The 15068-nt window shown below is 51.3% G+C and carries 20 protein-coding genes and 1 pseudogene; 2 read left to right on the top strand and 19 right to left on the bottom strand.

Features of this window, described 5'->3' with window-relative positions:
- The first annotated feature begins 100 nt into the window (after window positions 1–100).
- The gene (pdaB, locus tag GHH_RS00865; protein ID WP_015373734.1) at window positions 101–856 is read left to right on the top strand and encodes a polysaccharide deacetylase family sporulation protein PdaB; all 756 of its coding nucleotides are present in this window, start codon (window positions 101–103) and stop codon (window positions 854–856) included.
- Window positions 857–993: 137 nt separating this feature from the next.
- Here pdaB and GHH_RS00860 read toward each other — a convergent pair whose 3' ends face one another.
- Window positions 994–1593, bottom strand: coding sequence for a KinB-signaling pathway activation protein (locus GHH_RS00860; protein ID WP_013143992.1), 600 nt, complete (start codon window positions 1591–1593; stop codon window positions 994–996).
- A 149-nt stretch (window positions 1594–1742) separates the two neighbouring features.
- On the opposite strand from GHH_RS00860, the gene gerD reads away from it, so the two are divergent.
- The gene (gerD, locus tag GHH_RS00855) at window positions 1743–2372 is read left to right on the top strand and encodes a spore germination lipoprotein GerD (RefSeq protein WP_013143991.1); all 630 of its coding nucleotides are present in this window, start codon (window positions 1743–1745) and stop codon (window positions 2370–2372) included.
- An 85-nt stretch (window positions 2373–2457) separates the two neighbouring features.
- Here the strand turns inward: gerD and GHH_RS00850 are convergent, their stop codons facing one another.
- The 18 genes and pseudogenes from GHH_RS00850 to GHH_RS00765 all read right to left on the bottom strand — a co-directional run bounded on the left by GHH_RS00850 (window position 2458) and on the right by GHH_RS00765 (window position 15030).
- Window positions 2458–3474: an Mrp/NBP35 family ATP-binding protein gene (locus GHH_RS00850; RefSeq protein ID WP_011229655.1), complete on the bottom strand. Its 1017-nt coding sequence runs from the start codon at window positions 3472–3474 to the stop codon at window positions 2458–2460.
- Between the two features lie 193 nt (window positions 3475–3667).
- Complete coding sequence (cwlD, locus tag GHH_RS00845; protein WP_012820500.1) at window positions 3668–4384, bottom strand: N-acetylmuramoyl-L-alanine amidase CwlD; 717 nt, start codon at window positions 4382–4384, stop codon at window positions 3668–3670.
- 66 nt (window positions 4385–4450) lie between these two features.
- Window positions 4451–4891, bottom strand: coding sequence for a YbaK family protein (locus tag GHH_RS00840; protein ID WP_015373733.1), 441 nt, complete (start codon window positions 4889–4891; stop codon window positions 4451–4453).
- 119 nt (window positions 4892–5010) lie between these two features.
- Window positions 5011–5403 carry a 30S ribosomal protein S9 gene (gene rpsI, locus GHH_RS00835; RefSeq protein ID WP_011229652.1) on the bottom strand — a complete coding sequence of 131 codons (393 nt, stop codon included), beginning with the start codon at window positions 5401–5403 and terminating at the stop codon, window positions 5011–5013.
- A 20-nt stretch (window positions 5404–5423) separates the two neighbouring features.
- The gene (gene rplM / locus GHH_RS00830; protein ID WP_011229651.1) at window positions 5424–5861 is read right to left on the bottom strand and encodes a 50S ribosomal protein L13; all 438 of its coding nucleotides are present in this window, start codon (window positions 5859–5861) and stop codon (window positions 5424–5426) included.
- A gap of 273 nt (window positions 5862–6134) precedes the next feature.
- A pseudogene (locus GHH_RS00825) lies at window positions 6135–7221 on the bottom strand (RNA-guided endonuclease InsQ/TnpB family protein).
- Between the two features lie 183 nt (window positions 7222–7404).
- A complete protein-coding gene (gene truA, locus GHH_RS00820) occupies window positions 7405–8181 on the bottom strand; it encodes a tRNA pseudouridine(38-40) synthase TruA (RefSeq protein ID WP_015373731.1) in 777 nt (258 codons plus the stop codon).
- Between the two features lie 12 nt (window positions 8182–8193).
- Window positions 8194–8991 (bottom strand): energy-coupling factor transporter transmembrane protein EcfT, encoded by a 798-nt coding sequence (locus tag GHH_RS00815; RefSeq protein ID WP_015373730.1) that lies wholly within the window; start codon window positions 8989–8991, stop codon window positions 8194–8196.
- Window positions 8988–9857: an energy-coupling factor ABC transporter ATP-binding protein gene (locus tag GHH_RS00810; RefSeq protein WP_015373729.1), complete on the bottom strand. Its 870-nt coding sequence runs from the start codon at window positions 9855–9857 to the stop codon at window positions 8988–8990. The genes GHH_RS00815 and GHH_RS00810 overlap by 4 nt, the downstream gene beginning before the upstream one ends.
- On the bottom strand, window positions 9833–10672 hold the full coding sequence (locus GHH_RS00805; RefSeq protein WP_014194604.1) for an energy-coupling factor ABC transporter ATP-binding protein: 840 nt from the start codon (window positions 10670–10672) through the stop codon (window positions 9833–9835). The genes GHH_RS00810 and GHH_RS00805 overlap by 25 nt, the downstream gene beginning before the upstream one ends.
- Window positions 10673–10789: 117 nt before the next feature.
- Window positions 10790–11152, bottom strand: a complete 363-nt coding sequence (gene rplQ / locus GHH_RS00800; RefSeq protein WP_011229646.1) for a 50S ribosomal protein L17 — start codon at window positions 11150–11152, stop codon at window positions 10790–10792.
- Window positions 11153–11252: 100 nt separating this feature from the next.
- Window positions 11253–12197, bottom strand: a complete 945-nt coding sequence (locus GHH_RS00795) for a DNA-directed RNA polymerase subunit alpha (RefSeq protein WP_011229645.1) — start codon at window positions 12195–12197, stop codon at window positions 11253–11255.
- 150 nt (window positions 12198–12347) lie between these two features.
- The gene (rpsK, locus tag GHH_RS00790; protein WP_011229644.1) at window positions 12348–12737 is read right to left on the bottom strand and encodes a 30S ribosomal protein S11; all 390 of its coding nucleotides are present in this window, start codon (window positions 12735–12737) and stop codon (window positions 12348–12350) included.
- Between the two features lie 25 nt (window positions 12738–12762).
- The gene (gene rpsM, locus GHH_RS00785) at window positions 12763–13128 is read right to left on the bottom strand and encodes a 30S ribosomal protein S13 (protein WP_015373728.1); all 366 of its coding nucleotides are present in this window, start codon (window positions 13126–13128) and stop codon (window positions 12763–12765) included.
- A gap of 20 nt (window positions 13129–13148) precedes the next feature.
- Window positions 13149–13262 (bottom strand): 50S ribosomal protein L36, encoded by a 114-nt coding sequence (gene rpmJ / locus GHH_RS00780; RefSeq protein ID WP_011229643.1) that lies wholly within the window; start codon window positions 13260–13262, stop codon window positions 13149–13151.
- Window positions 13263–13298: 36 nt separating this feature from the next.
- Complete coding sequence (infA, locus tag GHH_RS00775) at window positions 13299–13517, bottom strand: translation initiation factor IF-1 (protein WP_011229642.1); 219 nt, start codon at window positions 13515–13517, stop codon at window positions 13299–13301.
- 95 nt (window positions 13518–13612) lie between these two features.
- The gene (gene map / locus GHH_RS00770) at window positions 13613–14380 is read right to left on the bottom strand and encodes a type I methionyl aminopeptidase (RefSeq protein ID WP_015373727.1); all 768 of its coding nucleotides are present in this window, start codon (window positions 14378–14380) and stop codon (window positions 13613–13615) included.
- Window positions 14377–15030, bottom strand: coding sequence for an adenylate kinase (locus GHH_RS00765; RefSeq protein ID WP_015373726.1), 654 nt, complete (start codon window positions 15028–15030; stop codon window positions 14377–14379). The genes map and GHH_RS00765 overlap by 4 nt, the downstream gene beginning before the upstream one ends.
- Window positions 15031–15068 lie beyond the last annotated feature (38 nt).

Raw genomic sequence — 15068 nt, 5'->3', positions numbered from 1 at the left:
GGTAAGAGGACTGGCAAATAAGTTTCATAACCGCCATGGCTGTCCGCATAAGATGTTATTAGGACAACGATTTTACAATGCAAAAAAGGGGGCCGATGTCATGTTTTACGCGTTGAACGGACGGACGCTGAAAAAAGCTCTCATTATTATCTGCTCCGCCTTTTTCACCGCCGTTGTCTTGTACGCTTATGAAATGAACCGTCCCGTTTTTTCGCTTCCTTCTGGGCCGAAGGCGGTATATAAAGTGGACAACGCCCGCAATGAGGTGGCGTTGACGTTCGATATCAGCTGGGGAGATGAGAATGCAGACAAAATTTTGGATGTCTTGAAGCAGCATGGGATTCAAAACGCGACCTTTTTCTTATCCGCCTCATGGGCCGAACGCCATCCAGCCGTGGTGAAGCGGATCAAAGAGGAGGGGCATGAGATTGGCAGTATGGGATATAACTTTGTCAACTATACGGAACTTGAGAACGCCAAAATCCGTCAAGATTTAATGATGGCGAAAAAAGTGTTTGACATGTTGGGAATGAAACAGGTTGAGCTGCTGCGCCCCCCTGGGGGGAACTTCAACAAAAATGTGTTAAAGGTTGCTCAGTCCCTCGGCTACACTGTCGTCCATTGGAGCATTGACTCGAAAGACTGGCTCAACCCTGGGACAGACCAAATTGTTGAGAACGTCACGAAGGACCTGGAACCGGGCGATATCGTGCTCCTTCACGCATCTGATTCGGCAAAACAGACAGCCAAAGCGCTGCCGAAAATTATCGCTTCCATGAAAGAAAACGGCTACAAAAACGTCAACCTCTCCGAGCTGTTGGCGAATGGCGAAGCCGAAAGCCGCGGGATCGAGTGACACGTTCCGACAGCGGCCTGCGCCGGTGCGGTTGGATTGCGGCGGCAGACAAGCCGCCAATTGGAATGATTGGCTTTTGGCGAACACGCCGTTTTTTTCGCGGCTGCCATAAGAAAACAGGCGGCGCCTTGCTTTCTTTATTGTTTCGCGCCGCCTGTCAATTTATGCAGTATAAGAAGCTGGTATGCATTGCATACTAATAAAGGAATCAACATCAAATACAGCCAATCACGGTCGTTGATGCGCAACACGGGAAACCATTCAATGACCGTAACGACGACCATAAAGAACAAAGCCGGAACGAACGCCCCTTTGTTCGTCTGTGCGCTCTTGACGTAGGCAACAACGAGACCAACCACCAAAATGAACAATGCGGTCAATAGATACGGAATGATTGAATCGCCCTTGTCCGCAAACGCCATGTAGCGGAAATACACTAAATCGAACAGCACGAACATGATCAAAACAACCTGCACAGCGTTCCATAGCGAACGGAAGATGCCAAGCCCGAACCGGTGGACGGTTAAATAAGCAAAAAACCCCGCCTGACTGATGACGCTGAAAATAAAGCCAACACCGATATGCCATAACAAAACAGCCATAAATTCGACCATTTCCAGGCGCAACAGCAAGCGCCCGAATTCTTCCCAGTTGAAAACAATGCCGACGGCCGCCGTGGCGATGCCGCCGATCAGCAGCGTCGATAAAAATAAACGCACCCATTTGCGGCTGTTCACAGCTTCATCCTCCATCATTTCAGCATAACCCGCTTACCATTTTACCAGCGCCCTTGTGAAAAAGCCAGCTCCGATCTCCCCCATGTATATTTTTTTCGCCAACATTCATATTAAGGGTGAGGGATTTTTGCAGAAAGGAGCTCACTTTCATGAACAAATGCCTACCGCTCCTCTTGCTCAGTTTTCTCGTTCTTGGTTCCTGTGCCCCTCAAGAAATCAGCCCCCCTCCCCCGGATTATGACGAAACGAAAAAGATGGTTGTTGACATTTTAAAAACCGACGAGGGGAAAAAGGCGATTCAAGATATTATGTCGGAAGATCAGATGAAGCAGCAACTAGTCATAGATCAAAAAGCTGTAAAAGAAACGCTGCAACAAATGCTGACATCCGATCAAGGAAAAAAGTTCTGGGAAAGTGCGTTAAAAGACCCGAAATTCGCTGAAAGTTTTGCCAAAGGGCTGCAAGCAGAACATGAAAAAATGATGAAGGCGCTCATGAAAGATCCCGATTACCAGGCGCTGATGATCGATATTTTAAAAGATCCAGAAATGGAAAAAGCCATGGTCGATGTCTTAAAAAGCAAAGAGTTCCGCCAGCATTTGCAAAAGGTGATCACGGAAACGTTGAACAGCCCGCTGTATCAGGCGAAAATTCAAGATATGTTGATGAAAGCAGCTGAAAAGGTTCAGCAAGGCGGAGAAAAACAAGAAGAAGAAGGCGGAGGGGAAGGGGGAGAGGGAGAAGAAAGCACCGGCAACCAACAAGGCGGAGGAGGTTAATCAAGCAAAAAAGCGTCCGTGCGCTGAAACCCGCCAACGCTCTAATCGGCGGTTTCTCGCCATCGGACGCTTTTTGTGAAACCGATTAATATTTCGCAACGATTTTGCGGGCGATATCCATATAAATTTTCCCGATCGGATGATCTTCTGCGTAAACGGACGGAGCGAAGTCGTCGTCGTTCCAATCCGGCTGCTGAAGCGGCAGCTGCCCTAACAGCTCGGTTTGCAGCTCTTTGGCCAGCTTTTCTCCGCCACCCTTGCCGAAGACATACTCCCGCTCTCCTGTTTTCCGGCTCTCGTAGTACGACATATTTTCGATCACGCCGATAATTTCATGTTCGGTGCGCAACGCCATTGCCCCAGCGCGGGCAGCGACAAACGCAGCGGTCGGATGCGGAGTCGTGACGATAATTTCTTTGCACGACGGCAAGAGCGTATGGACGTCCAAGGCGACGTCGCCCGTACCAGGCGGCAAGTCAAGCAGCAAGTAATCCAAGTCTCCCCATTCGACCTCTTTGAAAAAGTTGTTCAACATTTTCCCAAGCATCGGGCCGCGCCAAATGACCGGGGCGTTGTCCTCGACGAAAAAGGCCATCGAAATGACTTTTACGCCAAACCGTTCGACCGGGATGATTTTGTCGCCCCTCACCGTCGGGCGCTCGGTGATTCCCATCATGTCCGGAACACTGAACCCGTAAATGTCCGCGTCAATCAACCCGACTTTTTTGCCGAGCCGGGCGAGCGCCACCGCCAAATTGACGGAAACGGTCGACTTGCCGACACCACCTTTGCCGCTGGCAATGGCGATATACGTCGTTTTTTGCTTGTTTTCGCTATATTTCTCCACCACATCGCGCGGCAGTTCGGCGAACCGCAGCCCGACCGTTGCAGCACCCGCATCTTTCAGCTGCTCGACGATCGCCGTTTGCACGCGAAGCTGCTCGGGCGTTCCGGTTTTGGCGAGCGCGATTTTCACGCTGACATGGTTTTTCTCTTCCTTAATTTTGATTTCTTGAATGGCATTCGTCTCTTTAAACGTTTTGTTTAAAAAGGGATCTTTCATCTTTTCAAGAATGGCGCGCACTTCAGTTTCCGTCAACATCGTATTCACCAACCCTTTTGCAAATCAATGGTCATTTCTACGTGTTATCATACCATAAATCGGCAGACGGCCGCCATGTTTGACTTGCTCCCGCACGTCCCCGCGGTTGAAAAAGGGGAATTTCGAATTCCTTTTGGCGAAACAAGGCCGGTCGGCTATCTGTCTCCTCTGTTCCGACCTTAAAAAATCCCCGCTACTCGCGAGGCGTATGTTCATTGGAAAAGTAGCGGAGCACTCCTTTATAAATCGAGGCGGCCAGCTTCGTTTGGTAGCCATCAGACACAAGCAGCTCTCGCTCATCGGGATTCGACAAAAACCCAACCTCGACAAGCGCGCCGGGGATTTTTGCATGCTTGAGCAAATAGACGGTATCAATCATTTTTGCCAGTCGATGGGTGTTCTCCAAATTGCGCCGCAATTCCGCTTGGATAAATCTCGCCAGCCGCTCGTTTTCGATGAAAGACCCGTAATAAAACGTCTGCGCCCCTCGCCAACGCGGCGACGGGATGGCGTTGAGATGGATGCTGATGAAAAGATCGGCATTCGATCGATTGACGAAAGCCGTTCGTTCGAGCAAATCCTCCGTTTTCCGTCGGCTGTAGCCGCGTGTGGACGGGCTGGCCAAGTCCCGATCCGTCTCGCGCGTCATCAGGACGAGCGCCCCTTGCTGCTGCAGATAATCGCGCAGCTTTTTCGCCACGTTGAGCGCGATGTCCTTTTCCACCGCCTCACCACCGACGGCGCCGCCGTCCGGCCCACCATGGCCGGGGTCCAATACGATGATTCTCCCCGATAATGGGAGATTCCATGGTTTTGTTGATGTCAAATCGGAAAATAAAGACGGAAATAGCAAAGTGCTCATAAGGGCGACGGCAGCAAAAGCGACCAGCCACTTCCATTTTTCTTTCATTGTTTCTCCTCCCGCACGTTTCCCTTCTCTATCTTATATGGGACAAGGCGCGGGAATAGAACTCATTCAGCGAAGTTTTAGACGATGCCGTTTTTTGCCCCGCTCAAATCCTTCCGTCCACCAGTTGCCGATATATTGTTCACACGCGTCATACAGCGACTGGCTGAGGAAATCGTTGTCGATATTGCCCCAAAAGCAAAGAAAATCAAACAGCGTATCGATCAAATATTTTTCTTCTTGAGCACATCGACAGCGTACGCTGGCCGCAGGCTCCCCATAATAGCCGAATCGGCTGTAGCGAGCGCCGAGCAAATACGCTTCAATGGCCAGATCAATGCAGCCTTCCTCCACAACGGATGGGAACATCCGATACGCCGTATAAAACGGAACAAAGTGCTCAAGCGCTTTGGTCCGTAATTTCTCAAGCGACAGTTCGCGCAACATGTTCCGTTCATAGCGAAGCTGCTTTTCCTGCCTTTTTTCCGCCAATGAAGTGATGACTGTCATCGTCTTTCACGCTCCTTTACGATGTAGTGTCTAACGATCGCTCACAATCATACGCGCGGGCGAAAAGCAGAAATAAGCAAAAAACCCAGCCAAATCGGCTGGGTTGGAACATCGCGCGATTAACGTTTCGAGAATTGCGGAGCGCGGCGGGCGCCTTTGAGCCCGTATTTTTTGCGTTCTTTAACGCGAGCATCGCGCGTCAGCAAACCGGCCCGTTTCAGCACCGTGCGGAACTCCGGATCGACTTCAAGCAACGCACGGGCGATGCCATGGCGAATCGCACCGGCTTGGCCGGCAAATCCGCCGCCTTGGACATTCACCAAAACGTCGTAGCTGCCAAGCGTTTCCGTCAATACGAGCGGCTGTTTGACCATTTCGATGAGCGCTTCCGTCGGGATGTACTCGCGAATGTCACGCTTATTGACAATGATGCGGCCATCGCCCGGGACAAGGCGGACACGGGCGACCGAGCTTTTGCGACGACCTGTGCCGTAATATTGTACTTGTGCCAAAATCATACCCTCCCTTATGATTATCCGCGAAGTTCATACACTTCTGGTTTTTGTGCTTGATGCGGATGTTCGCTTCCACGGTAAACGTGCAACTTTTTGAACATTTGCCGGCCGAGGCTGCCTTTTGGAAGCATGCCGCGCACCGCACGTTCGATCATTTGTTCCGGGTAGTTCGTACGCATTTCCAGCGCTGTTCTTACTTTTAAGCCACCCGGATATAAGCTGTGGCGATAGTACAGTTTTTTCGTCAACTTTTTCCCAGTCAGTTCAACTTTGTCCGCATTGATGACGATGACGTGATCTCCGCAGTCAACATGCGGAGTGAACGTCGGTTTATGTTTGCCGCGCAACAGCGCCGCTACTTCGCTGGCTAAGCGGCCTAACGTTTTGCCAGCTGCGTCGACAACGTACCATTTACGCTCTACTTCATTCGGTTTCGCCATATAAGTCGTACGCAATGCAGTTCCCTCCTAAAATAAAAAAATGAACAAACAAATGGTCGTTTATTTCAACACGATTATGGTCCGGGGCTAATCGTGGAAAATACATGCCATATGATATAATAGCTTGCCGGCGCGCCAATGTCAAGAAGATGTTACACAAGGACTCGTTGCCGTGACATACTCCCACCACCTACGCTTCGCTTAGAGGTGGGGGCTTCTCGGGTAATCCCATCTCATGATGGGAAGTTGACCGAGCGATCCCCGTGTGCCCCACGGTTCGAGGACAAATTAGACGATCGCCAATCGTTTCATGCCCTCACGTTTGATATTGATGGCCGCATTGACGTCCCTGTCGCTCTCGAATCCACATTCACAGCGGAATGTACGTTCAGAAAGCGATAGAGACTCCTTGACTCGACCGCAGCACGAACACGTTTTGGACGAGGGGAACCATTTGTCGATTTTGATCAGCTTCTTCCCCTGTTCGGCCAACTTGTACTGAAGGAAAGAGGTGAACATGCCCCAGCCATTGTCATGAACGCGTTGACCGAAATGGAGGGCTTGGGACATTCACCACGCAATCATATCGTTTCGCTAATTTGTGCGACTCCTTATGCAGAAAGTCCTTGCGCTGGTTGGCAATTTTCTCATGCAGCTTCGCTACTTTCAGACGCTGTTTGTGCCAACGATTCGATCCTTTCTTTCTGCGTGATAGAATGCGTTGTTCCTTCGCTAATGTTTCCAATGCTTTGCGATAGAATCGAGGATAATTGGCTCTCTTACCCTCGCTATCGACATACAGCGTACTCATGGAAAAATCAAGCCCAACAACCGTTTGTACTTCTTTTAGGGCAGGTTGATGTTCGTACTCTGTGAGAATAGAAATATAGTATTTTCCTGTTTTGGTTTTCGTGATCGTACAAGCCTTGATGATATGGTGGGCAGGAATCTCCCGGTGTTGCTTGAACTTGATCCATTTCAGTTTGGGCAGCTTGATATAGCCATCTGAAAGCTTGATGTTGCCATTTACCATATTTGTGGTGTACGACTGTTTCGCCTTGCGGTTTTTGAACTTGGGAAATCCAGCGCGGCCAGAAAAGAAGTGTTGAAACGCTTTCTGCAAATTTAGTTGAGCATTTGCCAGCGCAAGGCTGTCCACTTCTTTTAGCCAAGGAAACTCCTTTTTGTACTTGGCAGGGGTCGGAAATGTTTGCTGTTTCAAAGCTTCTTTGTCGTCTTTGAACTTTTCATACATTTGTATGCGTTCTTCAAGCGTTTTGTTGTAAACGAAACGGACACAACCGAAGGTTTTGGCGAGCCGTTGTTCTTGTTCTTTTGTTGGGTATAGACGGAACTGATAGGCTTTGTTTGCCATATCGACACCACATCACTTCATACCTTGATTTTCGATATATTTTTTCTAAAACTGATTGTATCATAACACACAAAAAAAGAGACAACTTTAGGCTATACCTAACCGAAATTCATCTCCCACTTTCACTTCGTTTCGAAGTGGGAGACTTCTTTCGGAAAGATGTTAAAAAGCCGGGGAAAACCATCAGCCATCCGCCAATGAGTGGTCCAAACATTCATCCTCATAGTATACGCGCCATAAATACAGCCCTTCGGCCGGCGCGGTTGGACCCGCGAGGCGCCGATCTTTCGCCGCAAGCAACATCGAAATGTCGGCGGGAGAACGCTTCCCTTGACCGATCTCCAACACCGTGCCAACGATAATGCGCACCATGTTGTATAAAAAGCCGCTGCCGACAAACCGAAACTCGAGCATCGGGCCGTCGGCCTTCACTTCAGCCCGATACATGGTGCGCACCCGGTCTTCGATCGACGTTTTGGCGGAACAAAAGCTTGTAAAATCGTGCGTTCCATGAAGCAAACCAAGCGCCTCGTTCATCGCGCTGATATGAAGCGAATATGGATGCCATGCGCAATAATGGCGGCGAAACACGTCGCGCTCGGCAGCCGTCCATACTTTATAGCGGTATTCTTTCGCTTTCGCCGAAAAACGGGCGTGGAAGTCTGCATCGGCCTCCTGTACAAAGCGAACGACGATATCATCCGGCAGCTGGGCGTTCAACGCCTTTTTCCACTGCTCCGAGGAAAGGGAAAGCGACGTATCAAAGTGGATCACTTGGCCATAGGCATGAACGCCGGCATCCGTCCTTCCCGAAGCCGCCACACGCACTTTTGTCCCTTTATGCATCCGCCGAAGCACTTCCTCAAACTCGCCTTGCACCGTCCGCTTTCCCGGCTGGATTTGGTAGCCGGAAAAGTGGGTGCCATCATAGGCAATGATGCATTTGATCCGTGTTGTCATGGCCTTCCTCCGCTATGATCGTAATAGACAAAGCAATGCAAAAAGCAGCGCCACGGCCGCTAAAAACACGGTGTCCACCGGCTTCCAAGCGAGCTGGCGGAATTTCGTCCGCCCTTCCCCGCCGCGGTAGCCGCGCGCCTCCATGGCTGTCGCCAGCTCATCGGCTCGTTTGAACGAGCTGATAAACAGAGGCACAAGCAGTGAGACAATGGCTTTCATCCGTTCGGAAAAACGGCCGCCAGAAAAATCAACGCCGCGGGCCGCCTGTGCTTTCATAATTTTTTCCGTCTCTTCCATCAACGTTGGAATGAATCGAAGCGAAATGGCCATCATCAAGGCGAGCTCATGGACAGGAACGCGCATCTTTTTGAGCGGCCCGAGCAAACTTTCGACGCCGTCGGTCACTTCAATCGGCGTCGTCGTCAACGTCAACATCGTCGTCATCAATACAAGGAGCAAAAACCTTAGGGAAATAAAGGCCCCTTGCTTGATGCCGCCTTCATATACAGAGAGCGGACCGATTTGGCAGATGACGTCTCCTTCCTTCGTCATGAAGAGATGCAACAGCAATGTAAACAACACAACCCATAAAATCGGTTTCAAGCCGCGGGCAATGAACGAAAACGGGATGCGAGACAGCGCGGCAAAGGCAAACGCAAACAGCGACAGCAGTGCATAGGTCACCGCATTGTTTGCCAAAAAGACGATCAGGACGTAAGCAAACACGATCAATAGTTTGGCGCGCGGGTCTAAGCGATGAATGACGGAATGACCAGGCACATATTGGCCGATAATCAAATGATTCGTCATGGACGCTCACCTTTGGCGAACAATTGCTCGATGGCTTCCGCTGTCTGTTCCAACGTCAAGCATGGCGACGGAATGACAACGCCGAACCGCTTTTCGAGCTGCTGTTTCAATTTGACCGTTTCCGGCACACTCAAACCGATGGCAGCCAGTTTGTCAGCGTCTCGAAAGATCTCTTCCGGCGTTCCGTGGCCCCATACCGTTCCTTCATGCATGACGATGATTTCATCGGCGTACCGGGCGGCGTCCTCCATGCTGTGGGTGACGAGGACCGTCGTCAACTGCTTTTCCCGATGGAGGCGATAAAACATCTCCATCATCTCTTTGCGCCCGCGCGGATCAAGGCCCGCGGTCGGTTCATCGAGCACGAGCACTTCTGGTTCAAGCGCGAGCACGCCGGCGATGGCGACGCGCCGCATTTGCCCTCCGCTCAAATCAAACGGCGATTTCGCCAATACGTCTTCACTCAATCCGACGAGCTTAATGAGCTCCCGCGCCTTCCGCTTCGCCTCGTCTTCCGGCACGCCAAAATTGAGCGGGCCAAAACAAATATCTTTCTCCACCGTTTCTTCAAACAACTGGTGCTCCGGGAACTGGAAGACGACCCCGACCTTTTTGCGCAGCGGTTTCAGCTGCTTTGGCCGCTTATGGCTCGTGATCGTCTCTTCGCCGATCTTCACCGCGCCGCTTGTCGGCTGCAGCAACCCGTTTAAATGCTGAAGGAGGGTCGATTTTCCTGAGCCCGTATGCCCAACCACGGCGACGTACGCCCCGCTTCGGATTGCGACATTGACATCATAGAGCGCCCGACGGGCAAGCGGTGAACGGGCGTTGTACACATGCTCTACTTTTTCGAATACAATGTCCATAGCTCCTCGACCAACTCCTCTGTCGTAAAATACCCAATCCGAAGCGGAATGCCTCGTTCCCGCAAGCGGCTGCCCATTTTCACGGCAAACGGCAAATCAAGACCGATGCGCTCGAGCTTGCTTCCGAGCCGAAAGATTTGCTCCGGCGTCCCTTCTGCCATCACTTCGCCTTTGTTCATCACAATGAGGCGGTCCGCCTTCGCTGCCTCTTCCAAATCATGGGTAATTGACAAGACGGTAATGCGCTGCTGGCGGTTCAGGCGGCGCACCGTCTCAAGCACTTCTTCCCTTCCACGCGGGTCAAGCATCGATGTCGCTTCATCCAAAATGATCATATCGGGGCGGAGCGCCAAAATGCCGGCGATGGCGACGCGCTGTTTTTGCCCCCCAGACAACCGGTGCGGCTCATAATGGAGAAACGGCTCCATATGGACTTGGCGAATGGCCTCGCGAATGCGCTCGACCATTTCCAAGCGCGGAATGCCGTTGTTTTCAAGGGCAAAAGCGATGTCGTCTTCCACGGTCGCACCGACAAACTGGTTGTCCGGGTTCTGGAACACAAGGCCGACGCGGCGGCGCACCTCCCAAACGGTTGCGTCGTTCAAAAGGCGTCCAAACAAGCGAATGGCGCCCCGCTCCGGCCGAAGCAAGCCGATCAGCATCCGAGCGATGGTCGATTTGCCGGATCCGTTATGGCCGACGATCGCTAACCACTCCCCGCGCTCGGCCGTGAAGCTGACGTTTTGCACCGCATAGTCGGATTGATTTGGATAGCGAAAGGACACTCCCTCGATCGACAAGATTGGTTCGGCCATGATCGTTTCCCCTTGCTTCGCCGCGTTGCAAACGCAGCCTGCTAAATGATGGTAAACAAAAAAAGGGCATAGATCCAGTTCAAACGAAACTGTCTCGCCCTTGTTGAAATGAAACCGTTACACGAGTTCAATAATGACCATCGGCGCCCCGTCACCGCGGCGAGGACCAAGTTTCATAATGCGCGTATAGCCGCCTTGGCGATCTTGGTAGCGCGGCGCAATGTCGCTGAACAGCTTTTGCAACGCATCCTGGCCGGTTTCGCTGTTGGCGACCTCCTTGCGGATGAATGCCGCTGCTTGGCGGCGGGCATGCAAATCGCCGCGTTTGCCGAGCGTAATCATTTTTTCCATGACCGAGCGCAGTTCTTTCGCCCGCGCTTCCGTCGTTTCAATGCGTTCGTTGATGATTAAGTCTGTTGCCAAGTCGCGAAGCAGTGCTTTTCGTTGCGAAGTCGTGCGTCCTAATTTTCTGTACGACATCAAATGTCCCTCCCTTTTAAAGTGATGTGTTCCTCATGGTGGTCATCATCAAAGCGATATGGTGAAAGTGTGTTTCCGGCTTGCCGGCGGAGGCCGGCACTTAGTCGTCTTTGCGCAGGCTGAGGCCAAGCTCAGCCAGTTTCGCTTTCACTTCCTCAAGCGACTTGCGGCCGAGGTTGCGCACTTTCATCATATCTTCTTCCGTTTTTTGCGTCAGTTCTTGAACAGTGTTGATGCCGGCTCGCTTCAAGCAATTGTAGGAACGAACCGAAAGATCGAGTTCCTCGATCGTCATTTCGAGCACTTTTTCTTTTTGATCATCCTCTTTCTCCACCATGATCTCCGCATTTTGCGCCTCATCCGTCAAGCCGACAAAAATGTTCAGGTGCTCCGTTAAAATTTTCGCTCCAAGGGAAATGGCCTCTTTCGGCCCGATGCTTCCATCCGTCCACACATCAATGGTCAGCTTGTCATAGTCCGTCACTTGGCCGACCCTTGTATTCTCGACTTGATAGGAAACTCGGGAGACCGGCGTATAAATGGAATCGATCGGAATGACGCCGATGGGCTGGTCTTCGCGCTTATTCGCCTCAGCAGGAACATATCCGCGCCCCCGCTTGGCGGTCATGCGCATGCGCAGGCGGCCGCCTTCCGCCAGCGTCGCGATATGAAGGTCCGGGTTTAAAATTTCTACATCGCTGTCGTGAGTGATATCGGCAGCCGTGACAACTCCTTCACCCTGCACATCAATCTCCAACGTTTTCTCTTCGTCTGAATAAATTTTCAACGCTAGTTTTTTGATATTCAAAATGATAGCTGTCACATCTTCCACAACGCCGTCAATCGTTGAAAACTCATGCAAGACGCCGTCGATTTGCACCGATGTTACAGCTGCACCAGGGAGTGAAGACAATAGGATACGACGCAAGGAGTTCCCTAAGGTTGTACCATATCCACGCTCAAGCGGTTCGACGACGAATTTGCCATATTTGGCATCTTCGCTCAGTTCGACCGTTTCAATTTTCGGCTTTTCAATTTCAATCATCGATTATTATACCCTCCTTCAAAACGTCGAGACCCCGATCAAACGGTACACGCCTAACAACATTCCCCCATGAATCTCTCTTTACGCTTGCCTGCCATGGTCTTTATCATATCCCATTATTGACAATGGTGCAAATTCTATACAGGGGCGTTACACGCGGCGACGTTTTGGCGGACGGCATCCATTGTGCGGGATTGGAGTGACGTCTTTGATCGCCGTAATTTCCAACCCGGCTGCTTGCAATGCACGGATCGCTGCCTCGCGGCCAGCCCCCGGACCTTTGACGTTCACTTCGACCGTTTTCATGCCATGCTCCATCGACGCTTTCGCTGCTGCTTCAGCCGCCATTTGCGCCGCAAACGGCGTTGATTTGCGCGAACCTTTGAACCCCAGCGAACCAGCGCTCGCCCAAGCAATGGCGTTGCCATGAACATCCGTAATCGTCACGATCGTGTTGTTGAACGTTGAACGGATATGGGCGATGCCTGTATCAATATTTTTTCTTACCCGGCGTTTACGAGTGTTTGTTCTGCGTGCCATTCGTCAAATGACCTCCTTTGCGTAATTATTTTTTCTTGTTCGCTACCGTGCGGCGCGGACCTTTGCGGGTGCGGGCATTGTTTTTCGTGTTTTGGCCGCGAACCGGCAATCCGCGGCGATGGCGAAGACCACGATAGCAGCCGATCTCCATCAAGCGTTTAATATTCAGCGATACTTCACGGCGCAAATCGCCTTCTACTTTTAAGCGGCCGACGATCTCACGAATGCGGCTAAGCTCTTCTTCCGTTAAGTCGCGGACGCGCGTGTCTTCCGATACGCCAGCTTCTTTTAAGATTTTTTGTGCTGTCGGTTTGCCGATCCCATAAATGTATGTTAACGAAATGACGACCCGTTTATCACGCGGAATATCGACACCTGCAATGCGTGCCATATGATACACCTCCTTAGAAATTACCCTTGGCGTTGTTTATGTTTCGGATTTTCGCAAATGATCATGACTTTGCCCCGTCTGCGAATAACTTTGCATTTTTCGCAAATCGGTTTGACAGATGGTCTTACTTTCATGTTGTTTACCTCCCTATTGAACGGAGTGCATTCCTTTTATTTATATCGATACGTGATCCGTCCACGCGTCAAATCATACGGCGACAGCTCCACCGTCACCCGGTCGCCAGGCAAAATGCGAATGAAATGCATGCGGATCTTGCCGGATACATGAGCCAACACCGTGTGCCCATTTTCTAATTCTACACGAAACATCGCATTTGGCAATGTTTCGATGACGGTGCCTTCCACTTCAATTACATCATCTTTCGCCATCGAGCGGCTCTCCCTCCTTCGAATGAGTAACATTGTGTTGCGCAAAACCGAACGTGATATCCATGATGATCGAGAAGACGTTTACCCCTTCCCACTTATGAAGTGGGAGATTCATTTCCACCATGTGTTAAAATTTCATAGCCATCTTCTGTAATGACAATCGTATGTTCGAAATGGGCGCACCGTTTTCCATCGGCCGTGACGACGGTCCAATCGTCGGCCAACGTTTTCACGTAACGGCTGCCAGCATTGACCATCGGTTCGATGCACAGCGCCATCCCTGGCCGCAAAATCGGTCCTTTGTTCGGTGGCCCATAATGTGGGATTTGCGGGTCTTCATGTAAGTGTTGACCAATTCCATGCCCGACATACTCGCGAACAACGGAAAAGTGATGCGCTTCGACATACGTTTGAATCGCATGGGAAATGTTCGTTAAACGAGCGCCCGGTTTTGCCTCGGCGAGCCCGACGTACAGTGATTGCTCTGTCACGTCAAGCAACCGTTTCGTCTCGGCGTCGATCTCCCCAACCGGATACGTCCAAGCGGAGTCGGCGTGATAGCCTTCATACTGCGCGCCGACATCGATCGTAATAATATCGCCTTCCCGCAATGCACGGCCGCTGGGAATCCCGTGCACAAGCTCTTCATTCACCGAGGCGCAAATGCTCCCTGGAAACCCTTGATACCCTTTAAACGACGGAATGGCGCCATGGGAACGAATCACTTCCTCCGCGATGGCGTCCAGTTCCTTTGTTGTAATCCCGGGACGAATGTGCTTTTGCAATTCTTTCAATGTAAGGGAAACGATTTTTCCCGCCTCGCGCATCAAAGCAATTTCCTGCGCGGTTTTGCAACGAATCATCGAGCAAGTCCCCCGAGCACTTCACAAATATCAGCAAACACCTTTTCCATTTCCTGTTCGCCGTTAATGTGGCGCAAATAGCCTTTTTGCTCGTAAAAGTCGAGGAGCGGCTTCATTTGCTTCCTATTCACCTCAAGCCGATTGGCCACCGTTGCTTCATTATCATCGGGGCGCTGGTACAGATCGCCACCACATTTATCGCATACGCCCGGTTTCGCCGGCGGATGAAAAACGAGATGGTACGTTGCTCCGCAGTTGCGGCAAATACGTCTGCCGGTCAGGCGCTCCATTAAGACCTCTTGGCGAACGTCGATATGGATGACATAGTCAAGCTTGCGCCCGATTTCCGAAAGCAACCTCTCAAGCGCTTCTGCTTGGGCGACCGTGCGCGGGAATCCATCGAGCAAAAAACCATGTTGGCAATCCTCTTTGCTCAGCCGTTCGCGGACGATGCCGATCGTCACCTCATCCGGCACAAGGTCGCCGCGGTCCATATATTGCTTCGCTTGAAGCCCTAGCGGCGTTCCTTCCTTCATCGCCGCCCGAAACATATCGCCCGTTGAAATGTGCGGAATACCGTAAGCCGCTACGATTTTCTCGGCCTGCGTGCCTTTGCCGGCACCCGGAAGCCCCATCAGCACTAAATTCATCCTAACTCCCCCTATCGGCAAGGGATGCCCGCTCTTGC

It is taken from the genome of Geobacillus sp. GHH01 (assembly GCF_000336445.1).
Taxonomy (GTDB): domain Bacteria; phylum Bacillota; class Bacilli; order Bacillales; family Anoxybacillaceae; genus Geobacillus; species Geobacillus zalihae.
The sequence above is the reverse complement of the archived record's forward strand: the minus strand, read 5'-3'. Positions and strand labels throughout refer to the sequence as shown.

Excerpts from the sequence above, each read along its gene's own strand:
- pdaB (WP_015373734.1), top strand. The coding sequence starts at position 101 with ATGTTTTACGCGTTGAACGGACGGACGCTGAAAAAAGCTCTCATTATT.
- gerD (WP_013143991.1), top strand. The coding sequence starts at position 1,743 with ATGAACAAATGCCTACCGCTCCTCTTGCTCAGTTTTCTCGTTCTTGGT.
- GHH_RS00850 (WP_011229655.1), bottom strand. The coding sequence starts at position 3,474 with ATGTTGACGGAAACTGAAGTGCGCGCCATTCTTGAAAAGATGAAAGAT.
- cwlD (WP_012820500.1), bottom strand. The coding sequence starts at position 4,384 with ATGAAAGAAAAATGGAAGTGGCTGGTCGCTTTTGCTGCCGTCGCCCTT.
- GHH_RS00840 (WP_015373733.1), bottom strand. The coding sequence starts at position 4,891 with ATGACAGTCATCACTTCATTGGCGGAAAAAAGGCAGGAAAAGCAGCTT.
- truA (WP_015373731.1), bottom strand. The coding sequence starts at position 8,181 with ATGACAACACGGATCAAATGCATCATTGCCTATGATGGCACCCACTTT.
- GHH_RS00815 (WP_015373730.1), bottom strand. The coding sequence starts at position 8,991 with ATGACGAATCATTTGATTATCGGCCAATATGTGCCTGGTCATTCCGTC.
- GHH_RS00810 (WP_015373729.1), bottom strand. The coding sequence starts at position 9,857 with ATGGACATTGTATTCGAAAAAGTAGAGCATGTGTACAACGCCCGTTCA.
- GHH_RS00805 (WP_014194604.1), bottom strand. The coding sequence starts at position 10,672 with ATGGCCGAACCAATCTTGTCGATCGAGGGAGTGTCCTTTCGCTATCCA.
- rplQ (WP_011229646.1), bottom strand. The coding sequence starts at position 11,152 with ATGTCGTACAGAAAATTAGGACGCACGACTTCGCAACGAAAAGCACTG.
- GHH_RS00795 (WP_011229645.1), bottom strand. The coding sequence starts at position 12,197 with ATGATTGAAATTGAAAAGCCGAAAATTGAAACGGTCGAACTGAGCGAA.
- rpsK (WP_011229644.1), bottom strand. The coding sequence starts at position 12,737 with ATGGCACGCAGAACAAACACTCGTAAACGCCGGGTAAGAAAAAATATT.
- rpsM (WP_015373728.1), bottom strand. The coding sequence starts at position 13,128 with ATGGCACGCATTGCAGGTGTCGATATTCCGCGTGATAAACGGGTCGTC.
- rpmJ (WP_011229643.1), bottom strand. The coding sequence starts at position 13,262 with ATGAAAGTAAGACCATCTGTCAAACCGATTTGCGAAAAATGCAAAGTT.
- infA (WP_011229642.1), bottom strand. The coding sequence starts at position 13,517 with ATGGCGAAAGATGATGTAATTGAAGTGGAAGGCACCGTCATCGAAACA.
- map (WP_015373727.1), bottom strand. The coding sequence starts at position 14,380 with ATGATTCGTTGCAAAACCGCGCAGGAAATTGCTTTGATGCGCGAGGCG.
- GHH_RS00765 (WP_015373726.1), bottom strand. The coding sequence starts at position 15,030 with ATGAATTTAGTGCTGATGGGGCTTCCGGGTGCCGGCAAAGGCACGCAG.